The 15,668-nt window shown below is 69.5% G+C and carries 13 protein-coding genes; 6 read left to right on the forward strand and 7 right to left on the reverse strand.

The window, feature by feature from the left end; genetic code table 11:
• Positions 1-141 precede the first annotated feature (141 nt).
• Positions 142-1,926 (forward strand): NAD+ synthase, encoded by a 1,785-nt coding sequence (locus ABZU75_RS11480; RefSeq protein ID WP_355552212.1) that lies wholly within the window; start codon positions 142-144, stop codon positions 1,924-1,926.
• A gap of 149 nt (positions 1,927-2,075) precedes the next feature.
• Here ABZU75_RS11480 and ABZU75_RS11485 read toward each other — a convergent pair whose 3' ends face one another.
• The 3 genes from ABZU75_RS11485 to ABZU75_RS11495 all read right to left on the reverse strand — a co-directional run bounded on the left by ABZU75_RS11485 (position 2,076) and on the right by ABZU75_RS11495 (position 5,629).
• Positions 2,076-2,723 (reverse strand): TetR/AcrR family transcriptional regulator, encoded by a 648-nt coding sequence (locus ABZU75_RS11485; RefSeq protein WP_355552215.1) that lies wholly within the window; start codon positions 2,721-2,723, stop codon positions 2,076-2,078.
• A gap of 7 nt (positions 2,724-2,730) precedes the next feature.
• A complete protein-coding gene (locus ABZU75_RS11490; RefSeq protein ID WP_355552218.1) occupies positions 2,731-4,293 on the reverse strand; it encodes an MFS transporter in 1,563 nt (520 codons plus the stop codon).
• Between the two features lie 133 nt (positions 4,294-4,426).
• Positions 4,427-5,629, reverse strand: a complete 1,203-nt coding sequence (locus ABZU75_RS11495; RefSeq protein WP_355552221.1) for an MFS transporter — start codon at positions 5,627-5,629, stop codon at positions 4,427-4,429.
• Between the two features lie 208 nt (positions 5,630-5,837).
• On the opposite strand from ABZU75_RS11495, the gene panB reads away from it, so the two are divergent.
• Positions 5,838-6,683: a 3-methyl-2-oxobutanoate hydroxymethyltransferase gene (panB, locus tag ABZU75_RS11500; RefSeq protein ID WP_350955344.1), complete on the forward strand. Its 846-nt coding sequence runs from the start codon at positions 5,838-5,840 to the stop codon at positions 6,681-6,683.
• 65 nt (positions 6,684-6,748) lie between these two features.
• On the opposite strand, the gene ABZU75_RS11505 is transcribed toward panB, so the two are convergent.
• The 3 genes from ABZU75_RS11505 to ABZU75_RS11515 form a co-directional block, all read right to left on the reverse strand.
• On the reverse strand, positions 6,749-7,660 hold the full coding sequence (locus ABZU75_RS11505; RefSeq protein WP_355552225.1) for a threonine/serine dehydratase: 912 nt from the start codon (positions 7,658-7,660) through the stop codon (positions 6,749-6,751).
• 86 nt (positions 7,661-7,746) lie between these two features.
• Positions 7,747-8,919 carry an aminotransferase class I/II-fold pyridoxal phosphate-dependent enzyme gene (locus tag ABZU75_RS11510; RefSeq protein ID WP_355552228.1) on the reverse strand — a complete coding sequence of 391 codons (1,173 nt, stop codon included), beginning with the start codon at positions 8,917-8,919 and terminating at the stop codon, positions 7,747-7,749.
• A 218-nt stretch (positions 8,920-9,137) separates the two neighbouring features.
• Positions 9,138-11,306 carry a peptidase domain-containing ABC transporter gene (locus ABZU75_RS11515; protein ID WP_355552231.1) on the reverse strand — a complete coding sequence of 723 codons (2,169 nt, stop codon included), beginning with the start codon at positions 11,304-11,306 and terminating at the stop codon, positions 9,138-9,140.
• Positions 11,307-11,570: 264 nt separating this feature from the next.
• On the opposite strand from ABZU75_RS11515, the gene ABZU75_RS11520 reads away from it, so the two are divergent.
• The 3 genes from ABZU75_RS11520 to ABZU75_RS11530 all read left to right on the forward strand — a co-directional run bounded on the left by ABZU75_RS11520 (position 11,571) and on the right by ABZU75_RS11530 (position 13,839).
• Positions 11,571-11,726, forward strand: coding sequence for a hypothetical protein (locus ABZU75_RS11520; RefSeq protein ID WP_355552234.1), 156 nt, complete (start codon positions 11,571-11,573; stop codon positions 11,724-11,726).
• Positions 11,727-11,794: 68 nt separating this feature from the next.
• On the forward strand, positions 11,795-12,787 hold the full coding sequence (locus ABZU75_RS11525; RefSeq protein ID WP_355552237.1) for an MvdC/MvdD family ATP grasp protein: 993 nt from the start codon (positions 11,795-11,797) through the stop codon (positions 12,785-12,787).
• Positions 12,784-13,839 (forward strand): TIGR04500 family putative peptide maturation system protein, encoded by a 1,056-nt coding sequence (locus ABZU75_RS11530; RefSeq protein ID WP_355552240.1) that lies wholly within the window; start codon positions 12,784-12,786, stop codon positions 13,837-13,839. The genes ABZU75_RS11525 and ABZU75_RS11530 overlap by 4 nt, the downstream gene beginning before the upstream one ends.
• Positions 13,840-14,211: 372 nt before the next feature.
• Here the strand turns inward: ABZU75_RS11530 and npdG are convergent, their stop codons facing one another.
• A complete protein-coding gene (gene npdG, locus ABZU75_RS11535; RefSeq protein WP_355552243.1) occupies positions 14,212-14,877 on the reverse strand; it encodes an NADPH-dependent F420 reductase in 666 nt (221 codons plus the stop codon).
• Positions 14,878-14,998: 121 nt separating this feature from the next.
• Here npdG and ABZU75_RS11540 point away from each other — a divergent pair, with 121 nt between their 5' ends.
• Positions 14,999-15,577, forward strand: a complete 579-nt coding sequence (locus ABZU75_RS11540; RefSeq protein ID WP_350928005.1) for a hypothetical protein — start codon at positions 14,999-15,001, stop codon at positions 15,575-15,577.
• Positions 15,578-15,668 lie beyond the last annotated feature (91 nt).

Below are 15,668 nucleotides of genomic sequence, written 5' to 3' on the forward strand. Positions count from 1 at the left end.
TCGCACCTCGCCGGACTTCCCGGGCGGCCGCCGGACCTGGGCTGCGCCTTTCATCCTGATACAGCAGGTTATGTGGGTAAAACGCGCCCAGAGGGATCACCTGAACGGTGATCTCTTGGTACGTCCCAATAGGATGGGCACGTGGCTCAACTCCGTATCGCCCTGGCCCAGAGCAATCCCGCCGTCGGCGACCTGGCCGCCAACAGCGACAGGCTCGTCGAGTGGACCCGGCGCGCCGCGGACCGCGGCGCGCACCTGGTCGTCTTCACCGAGATGTTCCTGACCGGCTATCCCGTCGAGGACCTGGTGCTGCGCACCTCGTTCGTGGAGGCGTCGATCTCCGCGATCGAGAAGGCCGCGCGACGACTGGACGAGGCGGGACTCGGCGAGATCCCGGTCGTCGTCGGCTACGTGGACCGCGCGAATCTCGCCCCGCGCGTCGGCCAGCCCAAGGGCGCCCCGCTCGACGCGGCGGCGCTGCTCCACCGGGGCCGGGTGGTCGTCAAGACCGCCAAGCACCACCTGCCCAACTACGGCGTCTTCGACGAGTACCGCTACTTCGTCCGCGGCGACCGGCTGCCGATCTTCCGGCTGCACGGCGTCGACGTGGCGATCGCGGTCTGCGAGGACCTCTGGCAGGAGGGCGGCCCCGTCGCCGTGGCGGCCGAGGCCGGAGCCGGGCTGCTGGTGGTGCCGAACGCCTCACCCTACGAGAAGGAGAAGGACGACGTACGGCTGGCGCTGGTGGCCAGGCGCGCCCGCGAGGCCGGTTGCGTCCTCGCCTACGTCAACCAGGTCGGCGGCCAGGACGAGCTGGTCTTCGACGGCGACTCGCTCATCGTCTCCGCCTCCGGCGAGCTCATCGCGCGCGCGGCGCGCTTCTCCGAGGAACTGCTGGTCACGGACCTGGAGCTGCCCGAGGCCAGGTACGGAGGACTCGGGGAGTTCCAGGTGGACGCCGGGGACAACACCGTGATCACGGTGGAGCGGCTGGAGCTGTCGCCCCACCCTCTGGAGCCGTACGAGCCGGAGCCCCCCGTGCTCGCCGGGCAGCTCGACGACACCGCCGAGATCTACTCGGCGCTGGTCCTCGCGGTCCGCGACTACGTCGCCAAGAACGGCTTCGGGTCGGTCATCCTGGGCCTGTCCGGCGGCATCGACTCGGCGCTGACCGCCACGATCGCCTCCGACGCCCTCGGCCCCGACCGGGTACACGCGGTGCTGATGCCGTCGCGCTACTCCTCCGACCACTCGCTGAGCGATGCCCAGGAGCTGGTCGACCGGCAGGGGATCAACGCCGGCACCGTGCCGATCGCCGACATCGTCAACGGCTTCGAGAAGGAGATCGAGCTCTCCGGCCTGGCCGCGGAGAACCTCCAGGCCCGGGTGCGCGGCATGCTCCTGATGAGCCTGTCCAACCAGCACGGCCACCTCGTCCTCACCACCGGCAACAAGAGCGAGCTGGCCACCGGCTACTCCACCCTCTACGGCGACTCCGCGGGCGGCTTCGCGCCCATCAAGGACGTGCTCAAGACCCTGGTCTGGGAGCTGTCGCGCTGGCGCAACGCCCAGGCGGGCCGCTCGGGTGAGTTCCTGCACCCCTTCGCGGTGCCGCCGATCCCGGAGAACTCGATCGAGAAGGAGCCCAGCGCGGAACTCCGCCCCGACCAGCGCGACACCGACTCCCTTCCCGAGTACGAAGTCCTGGACCGGCTGCTGGGCGACTACGTCGAGAAGGACATGGGCTCGGCCGAGCTGATCGCCGCCGGACACGACCCCGCGCTGGTCGCCCGGGTGATCCGCCTGGTCGACCTGGCCGAGTACAAGCGCCGCCAGTATCCCCCGGGCCCCAAGATCACCCCCAAGAACTTCGGCCGCGACCGCCGCCTCCCCATCACCAACCGCTGGCGCGAGACCACCGGCTGACCGGGATCTCCCACGGTCCCGGCCCGCGACCGTGGCTCCCTTCGCGACCGGCCGGACGTCGGCGCGGTGGGGTTGGAGAACGCGGGCGGGGGCGGAAGTCCGGGCCGAGGTCGTGTGTCTCACCGGGCGAGGCAGAGCCGCGCCGGGTCTCAGCCGGGGCCGAGGCCGGTCAGGAGTTGGTCGACGATCCGTTCGGCCAGGTCGGAGGGGAGCTCGCCGTTCTCTTCCGGGCCCTCGGTGCGGATGTACCACATGATGGTGCCGACCACCGTCGCCATCGCGATGCGAACGTCGAGGCCGGCCCGGAGCTCGCCGGTGGCGATGCCGCGCCGCAGCAGGGCGGCCATCGCCGTCCTGCGCGGCTCGATGGTCGCCTGGCGGATGCGTTCCACCAGGCGCGGGTGCCGCTCGGCCTCGTTCATCGCGATGTTCATCACGCAGCGGTTGCGCGCGTCGCACGCGTCTTGCTGGAAGACCCGCATGTAGGTGATCAGATCCTCACGGACCGAGACGCCCCCCGGCGCGGGAAACGGCCTCTTGAGGGTCGCCAGCGCGTCAACGAGCAGGTCCTCCTTGCTGGACCAGCGCCGGTAGATGGTGGTCTTGCCGACCCCCGCGCGAGCGGCGATGCCCTCGATCGACAGTTCGGAGAGGCCGCTGCTCTCCCCGACCAGATCGAGGGTCGCGTCGATGATGGCCTTCTCCGCCCTGGCGCTGCGGGGACGGCCCGCGGGGCGGGTCGTCTGAGCCTGGGCTGTCCGAGCCTCGGCCATCTGGGTCTCGTCGGTGGTCGTCATCGCACACCTACACTACTGCCGGTTCCTTATCGCGATCTATACCCCGCGGGGCGGGGGTCCCGGAGGACCTGCCGGGCAGCCACCTGAGCACCACCAGGGCTCCCACCAGCGCGATGGCCGCGGAGACGAGGGCGGTGACGTGCATGCCCTCGACGAAGGCGAGCTTCGCCGGTTCGATCAGCGCCGCCCCCCGCTCGCCGAGGCCCTGGGCCACACCGAGCGTTCCGGTCAGCGACTCCCCGGCGATGTGCCTGAGCGGGTCGGGCAGACCGGTCAGCGCGGGGGCGATCTGGTCGCGGTAGGTGGCCGAGAGCAGCGAGCCCAGCAGCGCGACGCCGAGCGCGCCGGCCACCTGGCGGACCGTGTTGCTCATGGCCGACCCGACGCCCGCCTTCTCCCTGGGGAGCGCCTCCATGATCGCGGTGGTCGCCGGGGGCATGATGTTGGCCATCGCCGCACCCTGGACGAAGAACACGATCTCCAGTACGAGGATCGGGGTGTGCTGGTCCATCAGCGAGTAAGAGGCCAGCGCGCCGGCCACGATGACCATGCTGACGGTGGCGGTCAGCCTGCCGCCGAAGCGCGTGGCCATCTGCTGGCTGAGCGGGGCGAAGATCAGCTGGGCGGCGGCGAAGGGGATCATCAGGGCGCCCGCCTGCAGCGCGCTGAAGCCCAGCACGATCTGCAGGTAGAAGACCAGGAAGAACATCGCGCCCATCATCGCGAAGAACACGATGCCGACCATGCCGACCGCGGTGGCGAAGCGCGGGTCGCGGAAGTAGCGGACGTCGAAGGCCGGGTGGTCGATGCGGCGCTCGTACCAGACGAAGACGCCGAGCACGACGACGCCGAGGATCGCCGGGACGAACACCTCCGCGCTGGCGATCGTGGCCAGCTCACCGCCCCGGATGATGCCGTAGGTGACGGCGACCAGACCGACGATGGAGAGGATCACACCGACCGGGTCGAGCCTGGACGGGTGCGGGTCACGCGACTCGGGCACGACCAGACCGATCAGCACCATGCTGACCAGCACGATCGGCAGGTTGATCAGGAAGACCGACCCCCACCAGAAGTGCTCGATGAGCAGCCCCCCGGTGATCGGCCCGATCGCCACGGCCAGGCCCACGCCGCCGGCCCAGACACCGATCGCCTTGCCGCGCTCCTGCGGGGGGAAGACGTTGGAGATGATGGCCAGCGTGGCCGGCATGATCGCGGCACCGCCGATGCCCATGAACGCCCGGGCGACGATCAGCTGCATGGGGTCCTGGGCGTAGGCGCTGGCCAGCGAGGCCAGGCCGAACAGGACCATGCCCACCATGAGCATGCGCCTGCGGCCGGTACGGTCGCCGATCACCCCGAAGGTGAACAGCAGGCCCGCGAAGACGAGCGTGTACGAGTTGATCGCCCATTCCAGCTGGCTCTGGCTGGCCCCCAGGCCCACCTTCGGATCGGCGATCGTCTTCAGCGCGACGTTGAGGATGGTGTTGTCGAGCACGACCGCGAGGAGGCTGAAGACCAGCACTCCCAGGATCTGCCACCGTCTCGGGTGACCAAGCTGTTGTTCCACGAAGGCCCCGTTTTTCGATACGTATGAGTTTCGAAACATCACCGTAGCGCCATCTTTTTCGATACGCAACCGTGTCGTTTCGTATTTATCGTGACATATCGCGATACACGCACCATTGGGAGCGCGCCGGGGTTCAGGCGGCGAGTGGGAGCGGCTCCTCGACCGAGCTCTCGGTGCGCCGCCAGAACGGCAGGGCGACCAGGACCATCAGCACGCAGCCCAGCCCGGCGGCGGCGAAGGCCCAGCCAGGACCGGGGCCGTCGATGATCACACCCGCGATGGGCGCCGCGGAGGCACCACCGATCAACAGCGCCGTGCCGTGCAGGCCCATCGCCTCACCACGGGCCTCCGCGGGAACCCAGCGGCTCACGGTGTCGATCGAGGAGGACAGCGCGGGGGCGCACAGCACGCCCGCCGGCAGCAGGGCCAGGACCAGCCAGTGCCAGTCGCCGCCGACCAGCCCGACGGGAATGGTGAGCACCCCCATGGCTCCGATCAGGACCAGCGGCGAGCGCCCACGGGGCAGCATGCCGTACACGAAGCCGCCGGTCAGCGAGTAGGCGCACCACAGGGCGATCGCCAGACCGATCCACGCGGTGTCGCCGCTCCGCTGCATCGTCGCCACCATGGACAGCTCGGTGGCGGCCAGCACGAAGGTCGCCGCGACGACGGTGCCGAGCAGTCCGAGCATGCCCGGGGTGAGCCACTGGCGGCGCGCGACCCTCGCCACCGGCTCACGGAGCTCCTCGGCCGAGCGGATGGGCGGGTTCAGCACGATCAGCGCCGTCCCCGAGCCGACCAGGCCGACCGCGACGATGCCCATGGTGGGGACGCTGCCGAGGGAGGTCACCCCCGCGATCGCCAGGGCGGGGCCGGCCATGTAGGAGAGCTCCACGATCATGGAGTCGAGGGAGAACCCCATCCTGCGCTGGTCGACCGGGACCAGCGCCGTGAGGCACTGCCTGATCACGCTGAACACCGGGAGGGCGAGGAGGCCCGCGGGCACCGCGGCGGCGAGCAGCACCGGGAACGGCATCGCCCACGCGACGGACCAGAAGACGAGCTGGGCGAGCGTGGTCACCGCCAGCACCGGGCGCAGGCCGTGCCTGTCGACGAACCTGCCCGCCAGCGGTGAGCCGACGGCCATGCCCACGGTGCTCGCCATGGTCACCAGACCGGCCGCGCCGAAGCCCATGCCGAGTCCCCCGGGGTCAACGACATGCATCGTCAGCGTGATGGCGACCGCGGTCGAGGGAATGCGGGCGAGCAGCCCCACCAGCAACAACGACCGCACGCCCGGGAGTGCCAGCAGGCGGCGGTAAGGTTCTACAGCCATTTTGATTACTTACCTCCGCCAGCATTGTGCCGTACGCACCCGACACTTCCGCCACCGGATTTACCTCGCGGGTGTGCGGTACGCCACCCACACCCCCGCCATCGGATTACCCGGCCGGTCGGGTCTGTTGAACCTGCCGAACGCGTGCAATCATCGGAACCGTCCGGGGACGCCATCAGGGGCGCCTCGAGACTTCACTGGAGGTCCCATGTCCTCTTCCTCCCCCAGCCGGCCGACCTCGCTCTACGGCGGCCAGGCCGGCCGAAGGATCACCGTACGCGACGTCGCCGCCGCCAAGGAGCGCGGCGAGCGGTGGCCGATGGTCACCGCGTACGACGCGATGACCGCCAGGGTCTTCGACGAGGCCGGCATCCCCGTGCTGCTCGTCGGCGACTCGGCGGCCATGGTCGTGTACGGCTACGACTCGACGCTCCCCGTATCGGTGGACGATCTCATGCCGCTGACCGCGGCCGTGGTGCGCGGTTCCTCCCGCGCGATGGTCGTGGCCGACCTGCCGTTCGGCTCCTACCAGGCATCTCCCCAGCAGGCCCTGGAGACGGCCGCCAGGTTCATGAAGGAGGCCGGTGCCCACGCGATCAAGCTTGAGGGTGGGCGGCGGGTGCTCCCCCAGGTCGAGACGCTGGTCTCGGCGGGCATTCCGGTGATGGCCCACCTGGGCCTGACCCCCCAGTCGGTCAACGCGCTCGGCGGCTACCGGGTGCAGGGCCGCGGCCAGTCGGGTGACGAGCTGATGGCCGACGCCAAGGACCTGGAGTACGCCGGAGCGTTCGCCGTGGTCCTGGAGTGCGTTCCCGCCGAGCTGGCCGAGCGGGTCACCTCGTCCCTGTCGATCCCGACGATCGGCATCGGTGCCGGGCCCGGCACCGACGCGCAGGTCCTCGTCTGGCAGGACCTGATGGGCCTGACCGCCAGCCCGGCCAGGTTCGTCAAGAAGTACTTCGACCTGGCCCACGAGATGGACCGGGCGGTGCGTAGCTTCGCCGACGAGGTGTCGACCGGCGCCTTCCCCGCTCCCGAGCACAGCTACAGCTGACGACTCCGGGCCCCGGCGTCCCAGGAAACCCTGGCGGCGCCGGGGCGTTCAGGCGCGGCGCGAGATCAGGCGAGCGTGGCGGGGTCGGTGTTGGCGCCGCACACGACCACGGCCACCCGCTCCCCTTCGGCCGGGGTGTAGACGCCGGACAGCAGAGCCGCGTACGCGGTGGCGCCCGCGTGCTCGGCGGCGATCCGGTGCTCCCGCCACATCTCGCGCCGTGCCTCGACGATGGCCTCCTCGGAGACCAGCAGGCTCCGTATCCCCGCCGCGCCCGTGATCTCACAGGCGATCTCGCCCGCCCGGCTCGCGCCCAGGGCGTCGGCCCCCACCCCCGCGACCTCGACCCCGACCGGCCGGCCGGCCTCCAGCGCCCGGTGCAGGGTCGGGATGAGCTCGGGCTCGACGGCGACCACGCGGGCGTGGCCGTCGAGTGCGACGGTGATCCCGGCGACGAGCCCGCCGCCGCCGACCGCGACGAGGACCGTGTCGACTCCCCCGGTCTGCTCCAGGATCTCCAGGCCGACCGTGCCCTGCCCCGCGACCACCTCCGCCTGGTCGTAGGCGTGCACGTCCAGGGCACCGGTCTCGGCCGCGCGCTTGACAGACGCCTCGTAGGCGTCGGCGTAGACGGCACCGACCTGGGTCACCCGCGCGCCCAGCGCGCGCAGCCCGGCCACCTTCACCGGGCTGGACACCGTGGGCACGAAGATCTCCGCCGGGACACCGAGACCGCGTGCCACGTACGCCACCGCCAGGCCGTGGTTGCCCCCGCTCGCCGCGATCAACCCGGCCTCGGGGATCTCTCCCATGGACAGGGCGCGGTTGAAACCTCCTCGCGCCTTGAACGACCCCGAGTACTGCAACCCCTCCAGCTTGAAGAACAGCCCCGGCGACACCTCGACCACCGGTGTGCGCCGGACGTACCCCGCGATGCGCTCGGCAGCCCGCCGCACGTCCCCGATCGACACGCTCACGCGCGTCCCCTTCCCACAAAGCGGCTCGGAAAGCGGCCACCCTTCCTGCGGCCCCGTGCCGCAGTCTAGGAGACACCGTGGATCCCTCAGGCGAGCGCCTGCTCGAAATCGGCCCACAGGTCCTCGATGTGCTCGATGCCGACCGCCACCCGTACGGTGCCCGCACCGACCCCGTGCCGGGCGAACTCCTCGGCCGTCAGGGAGCGGTGGGAGGTGGTCGCGGGGTGCAGGATGAGCGTCTCGACACCACCGAGGGACGGGGCCAGCAGGGCCAGCCGCACCGAGCTCATGAACCGCTCGCCCGCCGCCCGGCCACCGACCAGGTCGAACGAGAAGACACCCCCGAAGTCCGGCAGGAGCTTGGCCGCCAGCTCGTACGAGGGATGCGAGGGCAGGCCCGGCCAGTGCACGACGGAGACCGCGGGGTGGTCGTTCAGCCGGGTGGCCAGCTCGCGGGTGTTGAAGCAGTGGCGCTCCATCCGCAGCGGCAGTGTCTGGATGCCGCGCAGGGTGAGCCAGGCGGCGAACGGATCCGCGGTGGCACCCAGCTTGACGTTGTAGGCCCACACCCTGCGGTACATCTCCTCCGCGGCGAAGACGGCGATCCCGCCGAGCACGTCGGTGTGCCCGCTCAGGTACTTGGTCGTGGAGTGCACCACGATGTCGGCTCCGTGCTCCAGCGGCCGGCACAGGATCGGTGAGGCGAAGGTGTTGTCGACCACGGAGACGAGTCCGGCCTCGCGTGCCACCGCGCACATGCCCGGCAGGTCGGCGACCTGGGTCACCGGGTTGGCGATGGTCTCCAGGTAGACCAGCTTCGTCTCCGGCCGCACGGCCGCGCGCAGCGCCGCCGGGTCGTCCTCGGGGACGTAGGAGACCGAGATCCGGAAGCGCCGCTCCAGGTCGTTGATCATCGAGGCGGTGCCGCCGTAGAGCGCCTGCTGCGCGATCAGGTGATCACCGGGCTCCAGCAGCGCGAGCAGCACCGAGTTGATGGCCCCCATTCCGGAACCGGTGGCCACGGCCCCGGCACCGCCCTCCAGGCCGGCGACGGCCTCCTCCAGGGAGCGGACCGTCGGGTTCGACAGGCGCCCGTAGACGAAAGCCCCGTCCGGGCGGCCCATCCCGTCGGCGAAGACGGCCGGGTCGTCGAAGACGAAGCCGGAGGTCTGGTAGAGCGGCACCGTGATGGAGCGGCTGCCGTTCAGCTGCGGCTGAGGAAGGTGGACGGTGCGGGTCTCCGGACGAAAATCAGTCATGAGATAAGAATGTCCGGTTAACAGGCTGTTTGTCAGATCTGGTTGGTGCGATGTTCGTCATCAAAAGCACAGGTCACCCTGGCCCAGGACACCGGAAAGGCCACCGTGGCGGCGAGCACGGCGGCATCGTGGTCGAGTCTGTTCTCCCCATCCGGATATGATCGGCGTGGGCAGGCCGTCAGCTCGCGGCGCGGCGCTGGACGTACAGGGTCTGTTCGTCACCGGCGCGCCTGGAGGTCGCCCGGCAGGGTCTGCGCGTCGACCAGCCGGGCGTACGGCCCGGCGGCTGCCAGGAGTTCTTCGTGGCGGCCCGCCTCGACGACGCGACCCCGATCCACTACAAGGATCACATCGGCGTCCCGGACGGTGCTCAGCCGGTGTGCGATCACGATGCGTGTCTGCTCGAACCCGGTCAGGTTGGCCTCGATCTCGGCCTCGGTCATGGTGTCCAGGTGACTGGTGGCCTCGTCGAGCAGCAAGATCTCCGGCTTGGCGAGTAGCGCCCGGGCCAGGGCGATGCGCTGCCGTTGTCCGCCAGAGAGACCGCCGCCTTCGGTCAGCAGCGTCTTGTACCTCATGGGCATGGCCGCGATGTCCTCGTGCACGCAGGCCAGTCGGGCCGCCTCCGCCACCTCGTCCAGGGAGGCTTCCGGCGAGCCAAGGGAAATGTTGTCGAAGATCGTTCCGGTGAACAGGGCGGGCTCCTGGGTCACCACTCCGAACCGGCGGCGCAACAGGCCTGGATCCAGGCGGCCAGCCGGGACTCCGTTGTAGGAGATCTCTCCCTCGGTCGGCGGGAACAGCCCGAGCAGCAGGCGAGCGAGGGTGCTTTTCCCCGACCCGGACCGTCCGACCAGGGCGATCTTCTGCCCGGCGCGAACTCTCAGATCGACGCCCCGCACGATCCATGGGCTTTCCTGCGTGTACCGAAAACCGACCTGGCGCAGCTCGATCGGGCTGTCCGCGCCATCGGCCTGACGGGGCGGGAGAGCGACACCTGATGAGGGGGACTCAGGATCGGTGTCCAATATGTCGGCCAGTCGTTCGGCCTGCACGCGGGCCATCTGGACGGCTCGTATGCTGCCGGTCAGCGATGCCAGCGGTGCCAGGGTCGCGGCGGCCAGCGCGAGGAGGCCGAGCATGGTGCCGGGGCTGAGGTGGTGGGTGACGACCTGCCAGGCGCCGGCCCACAGCAGGGTCAGGGGGGCGCCGAACCGCAGCGCGGCCAGGGCGGTGTCCTGGCCTCCCTGGGCGACTCCACTCCGCCATACCTGCCGCATTTGAACGCCGAGCAGACGCACCCAGCGGTCAAGGATATGAGGCTCGACCGCCGACGCTTTGATCGTCTCGATTCCCCGGACGGCCTCGATCAACTGTCCCTGGGCGTCGTTCCGTGCCTCGTGCTCCCGATGGGCCAGCTCACAGAGCCACCGGTGGGTGCCGACGAGCAGAAGGATCTGTGCCACCGCGAAGGCGATGAGCACTCCACCCAGGAGCGGGGAGCGCACGGTCACCACCGCCAGGTAGCCGACCGCGAGAGGCCCGTCGAGCAGAGCGGTCAGGGCCTGACCGGTGAGCATCTCCCGCAGAACGCTGACGCTTGAGATCCGCGAGACCAGGTCGGACGAGCTTCGATGGGCGAAGAACCGGAAAGGGAGCGCGAGCAGACGTTTCCCCAGATCATCGAGCAGCGCGGTGTCCGCTCGGGTGCGTAATCTGACCAGTGCCCATGTCCGCACCCCGCCGACCACGAGCTGAGCGCATACCGCCGCGGCCACGCCGTACCCGAGCAAGGACAGCAGGTCGATCTCGCCGGCGGCCAGCACGTGGTCCACGACCAGCTCGGTCACGGCGGGCAGGACCAGCCCCAGGGCTTGCATGACAACGCTGAGCAGCGCGAGAAGGACCAGCACGCCGCGGTGACGTGACAGCAGGACGCGAGAGTACCGTACCCACCAGTTCCCGCGCTCGCCGAACCGCCCTCTAGAGAAGTCCGCTCCGGCCTCGAGGGTGAGCACCACACCGCTGTAGTTTCGAGCGAACTCCTCATGAGTGAGGCGTACCCGGCCCGGCCCCGGATCGACGATGGTGACGCGGGTTTCGCTCACGCGCTCGACCACCACGAAATGACTGTTACGCCAGTAGGCCACGGCGGGCAGCGGAATCGAGGCCATCTCCGTGGCTGGGGTGGACAGCGCACGAGTGGTCAGCCCACGCGCCCGAGCCGTGCGGACCAGGGTCAGCGCGCTCACCCCGTCCCGTCCGATGTCCATCTCCTCAGCCAGGGCGCGCACGGAGGTGCGGTGCCCGTGAGCGCTGAGGACCATGGCGAGGCAGGCCGCTCCGCACTCGACCGCGCTGTGCTGAAGGATGATCGGAACTCTCACAAAACAATCAGTGTCGGGTGCTCTCCTTGCGTTTCACTTGGAGCCGGACCGCCGCCGCTTGGAGCCGGGCCACTACCTGGCCTGTTTCCAAACGCCGTTCCGTTCGACGAGTCCTGACCGCCTGGAGCCGTCGTCGAGGTGGTCGCGCTCGACCACGCGCGCATCGTGATCCCCCAAGCGAATCACAAGGGAATCAATAGCCCCATGCCGGAGAGTGAACCCACTTGTAGCCCTTCCCGGGCTTCCGAAGAAGAGAGGACCCGCATGAGCGACGAACCGCGCACCCAGATCGGTGATATCGCGCCGGTCGGTGCGGAGCTCGAGGAGAGCACGCTGCGCACCATCAACGGCGGTCTCCCGGCCGAGCTGCAGACCTGGCAAGACCCGCCCGGCATCTGCAAAACAGATGTCTACGGCTAAACGATCATTTGGTGCGGGGACGCCGTCGTGGCGTTCCCGCGCCGTCTCGCTTTCCTGGAGCGCCCCCCATGCCGATACCGGGTGTCCTGATCCTCACCAGCGAAGAGGACCCGCACGCCTTACATGTCCGCGCCCTGCTCGCCGACCGCGGCGCCCAGATCACGATCTTCGATCCCGGTGACTACCCCGTCAAGGCGCGCGTGGAACTGGCGTACACCGCTCGTGGTCTTGCCCGGCGCCTTCTGCGCACTCAAACGGGCACACTCGATCTGGACACTCTGACAGCCCTGTGGTGGCGGCGTCCGACACCACCTGCGACGCATCCCGACCTTACCGATCCCGCGGTGGCCGACTACGCCGCACGCGAGTGTCAGGACCTGCTCACAGATCTGTGGGAGCACCTGCCGTGCCGCAAGATGCCCGCGGACGATTCGGTGATCCGGCGGGCCGGACGCAAGCCCTCCCAGCTTCTCCTCGCGGCGGAACTGGGATTCGCGATCCCGGAGACCCTCATCGCGACCGAGGCCGAGGCGTTCTGGGAGTTCCATGAGCGCCATGACGGTCATGTCGTGACCAAGCCATTGGGCAAGCCGTGGGCGGAGAACCTGGTGGGGGGCGGCACGATCGCCCGGTTCTGCGAGCCGGTCTCCGCTCGTGACGTGGCGTACGCGGCCGCTCTGCGATTCTGCCCGGTCATTGTTCAACAGTACGTTCCCAAACGCCTGGAACTGCGGGTCACGGTCGTCGGTGAACAGGTGTTCGCCGCGGAGATCCATTCCCAGGTGGCCAACCGGTCCAGTTTGGATTGGCGCCGGTACGACATCGAGACCACCCCACACCGCATACACCGGCTTCCGGACAAGGTGGCTCGGCGCTGCCTGGATATGACAGAACGCCTGGGGCTCCTGTACGGGGCTTTCGACTTGATCCTCACCCCCGACGACCAGTACGTGTTCCTGGAGGTCAACCCCAACGGCCAATGGCTGTGGATCGAGCGGCTGACCGGTCTGCCGATCAGCCAGGCCATCTGTGACGTGCTATTGGAAGGAGCCTCATCGTGACCGCCGAGCTGCTCGAAAACGCCTTGGAGTGGTTGAGGGAGTTGGGCGACGTACGGCCAGAGGAGGCACGCGAACGACTTGGCGCGCTACGCGCCCGCTATCCGGGCATCGCCATGCGATTGGTGTGGCAGCGTGAGGCCGCCACAGACCAGTACCACTACGATCTGCTTTTTCCCTCGGCAGAGGGTACGACCTCGCTGGCGTTCGCCCCGGACCGGGCCATTCCATGGCCACTGCGGAACAGCCAGCGAGCAGGTGAGCAACTGGTGCTCCGGGTCAACGGCACCGACATGCTCATCGAGCAGGTCATCTCCCTGCTGGACGTCCTGTGGGACGACGCCGCTCTTTCCCGGCGTCTGGTCAACGCCTGCCTGATAGGACAGGCCGCGGATGTCGAGGACATCGACCTGCCCGACGACCGGTTGCAGGAGGCCATGGACGCCTTCCGCCGGGCTCGGGGATTGCTGACCGCGCAGGCGACCAGGGCATGGATGGCGGAGCGCGGTGTCAGCCATGCCCAGTTGGAGAGGATCGTCGCCGTTGAGGCCACGGTGGCGGCCCTGCGGCAGAAAGTGGCCGGTGGGCGGGTGGAGGACTTTTTCGCCGATCATCGTGACGCGTTCGACCGGCTGCGGGTCGTGAGATCACGGTATGCCGACCAGGCTCACGCCGAAGCCGCCGTAGCCCGGCTTCGCGCCGCGGATGTGCGGGGAGCCGAAGTGGTCGCCATGGCCACCGAGGAGTCCCTGGCTGGACTGGCCACCTCTCGGATAGAAGGCGGTTACCGGGAGGATCTCATCACCTCCTACGGCGCGAAGGCCGTGGAAGCGCGGGCGGGGACGGTCATCGGGCCTGCCGCTCTGGAGGGTGGTTTCTGCTTCGCGTACGTGCTGGCCGTGGAACCGGCGGTGCTGGATCGGTTCACCCGGAAGTTCATCGAAGAGCGGCTCTTAGACGAATGGCTGCGGGAACAGCGTCGGCACGCGCATGTGGAATGGTTTTGGGGTAGCAAGTCGCGTACCGATGAACTCACCGCCGACCTGCGATCCTGACGGGTCCGCCGTGATGCCGAGTGGTGCTTGAAAGTCGGCGTCGAGGCCGGTCGGCGAACCGCCCTGGTGCGGTGATGGCCGCGGTGGGCGGGTGCGCGGGCGGCCTCCTCCAGCGCCTTCACCAGCTCGCCGTCCAGGACCATCCCTGCGGCGTGGTGGAGTCCACGCTGACCAGGTCAAGGTCGGCCTGCCCACGGGCCACGGCCTCGGTGATCATCGCCTGCATCAGGTGCTCGAAGACGCCCGCCGTGGCCCATGAGCGGAACCGGTCGTAGACGGTGGACAGAGGTCTCCACGCGCCATGGCAACGGCCTACCAGGACCGGAGGCCAATGCGCAGGTGAATCCCTCTGACCTCAACTCCGTACAGGCCCTAGATGTCGGTGACCCGCAGGCCGGCGTGGGCCTTGTAGCGGCGGTTGATCGAGATGAAGTTGGCGGTCATCGCCTCGACCTGGTGGGCGTTGCGCAGGCGACCGCCGTACACGCCGCGCATGCCGGGGATGCGGCCCGCCAGCGCCTGGACGGTGTCGGTGGCCTCACGGTCGTCGCCCAGCACGAGCACGTCCAGGTCGATCTTGTCGACCTCGGGGTTCAGCAGCAGGACGGCGGAGACGTGGTGGAAGGCGGCGACCACCCGGCTCTCGGTCAGGACCGCGGCCGCCTGCTGGGCGGCGCTGCCCTCCTCGACCGCGAGTGCGTACGCGCCCTGCTTGTCGAAGCCGAGCGGGTTGACGCAGTCGATGACGATCTTTCCGGCCAGCTCGGCACGGAGAGACTCCAGCGTGGAGCGGTGCCCGTCCCAGGGAATGGCCACGATCACCACGTCGGCCTCGGCCGCCACGGTCGGGTTGTCGGCACCGCGCACCGATCCGCCGATGCTCGCCGCCGCCTCCTGAGCACGCTCGGCGCTGCGTGAGCCGATCAGCACGCTGTGTCCGGCGAGGGCGAACCGCCGCGCCAACCCCTTGCCCTGGTCCCCGGTCCCGCCCAGGATCCCGATCGAGATTCCCCCCACGTCCGGAATATCAGTGCTCACTCACCGCTCCTCATCATCCCCGACCCTCAAGATCGGACTTCATCGACCATATCGTCTGCCCCGAATCCTCTCAGGGGCGCATTCCCAGGATCATTGCGGGGGGCTGGTGCACGATGGTGCCATGGACGCTGGGTCGGTGACACTGCTGCGCGAGATCCTGGCTTCGACGGGCTGGATCGAGCGGACCCGCGAGCTGGGCCTCGCCCTGCGCGCGACCCGCTCGGCCGGCGGCCTGCTGGTGGTCGGCACGCCCGAGGAGGAGCCCTGGCACCTGACCGCGCACCTGAGCGACGAGGCCAGGCTCTCCGGGCTGCCCCAGCTCTCCCCGACGCTGGTCCGCTGGGCGCCCGCCCCCGACGCGCCCGCGCACCTGCGGGTCGGGCTGGACCGGATCCGGCAGGCCGGACGGGGCGAGACCCTGTTCGTGGTCGCCGAGGAGCGCGCTCCCGAGGCGCTGCTGGAGCGGGTGAGCGACGCCCGCAGGACCGGCACGACGATCCTGGCCCTGGACGGCGGTGACACGGACCTTACCGGCCTGGCCCACGACGCGCTGACGGTCCCCGAACGGGCGCCGTTCTCCTTCGACGGGGCGCAGCATCTGGTGAGCATGGCCGCGGGCGAGGTCGAACGGCGCCCCACCCTGCGTGACCGCCTGGCCAGGCTGCTGGAGCGGGTCAGCGGCCCGCAGGTCACCGACTAGGCCCTGTCCTGCGGATCTTGCCGTGGCGAGGATCGGTCAGGTGGTGTCTCGCAAGGCGGAGGAGGGAGCCGCAGCGTGCTGCGGTGACCGA

The organism is Streptosporangium sp. NPDC005286 (genome assembly GCF_040607515.1).
Classification (GTDB): Bacteria; Actinomycetota; Actinomycetes; order Streptosporangiales; family Streptosporangiaceae; genus Streptosporangium.

Bases quoted from the DNA above. Each gene is read 5' to 3' on its own strand.
- ABZU75_RS11485 (WP_355552215.1), bottom strand. From the start codon at position 2,723: ATGACGACCACCGACGAGACCCAGATGGCCGAGGCTCGGACAGCCCAG.
- ABZU75_RS11520 (WP_355552234.1), top strand. From the start codon at position 11,571: ATGAGCGACGAACCGCGCACCCAGATCGGTGATATCGCGCCGGTCGGT.
- ABZU75_RS11540 (WP_350928005.1), top strand. From the start codon at position 14,999: ATGGACGCTGGGTCGGTGACACTGCTGCGCGAGATCCTGGCTTCGACG.
- ABZU75_RS11525 (WP_355552237.1), top strand. From the start codon at position 11,795: ATGCCGATACCGGGTGTCCTGATCCTCACCAGCGAAGAGGACCCGCAC.
- panB (WP_350955344.1), top strand. From the start codon at position 5,838: ATGTCCTCTTCCTCCCCCAGCCGGCCGACCTCGCTCTACGGCGGCCAG.
- ABZU75_RS11495 (WP_355552221.1), bottom strand. From the start codon at position 5,629: ATGGCTGTAGAACCTTACCGCCGCCTGCTGGCACTCCCGGGCGTGCGG.
- ABZU75_RS11510 (WP_355552228.1), bottom strand. From the start codon at position 8,919: ATGACTGATTTTCGTCCGGAGACCCGCACCGTCCACCTTCCTCAGCCG.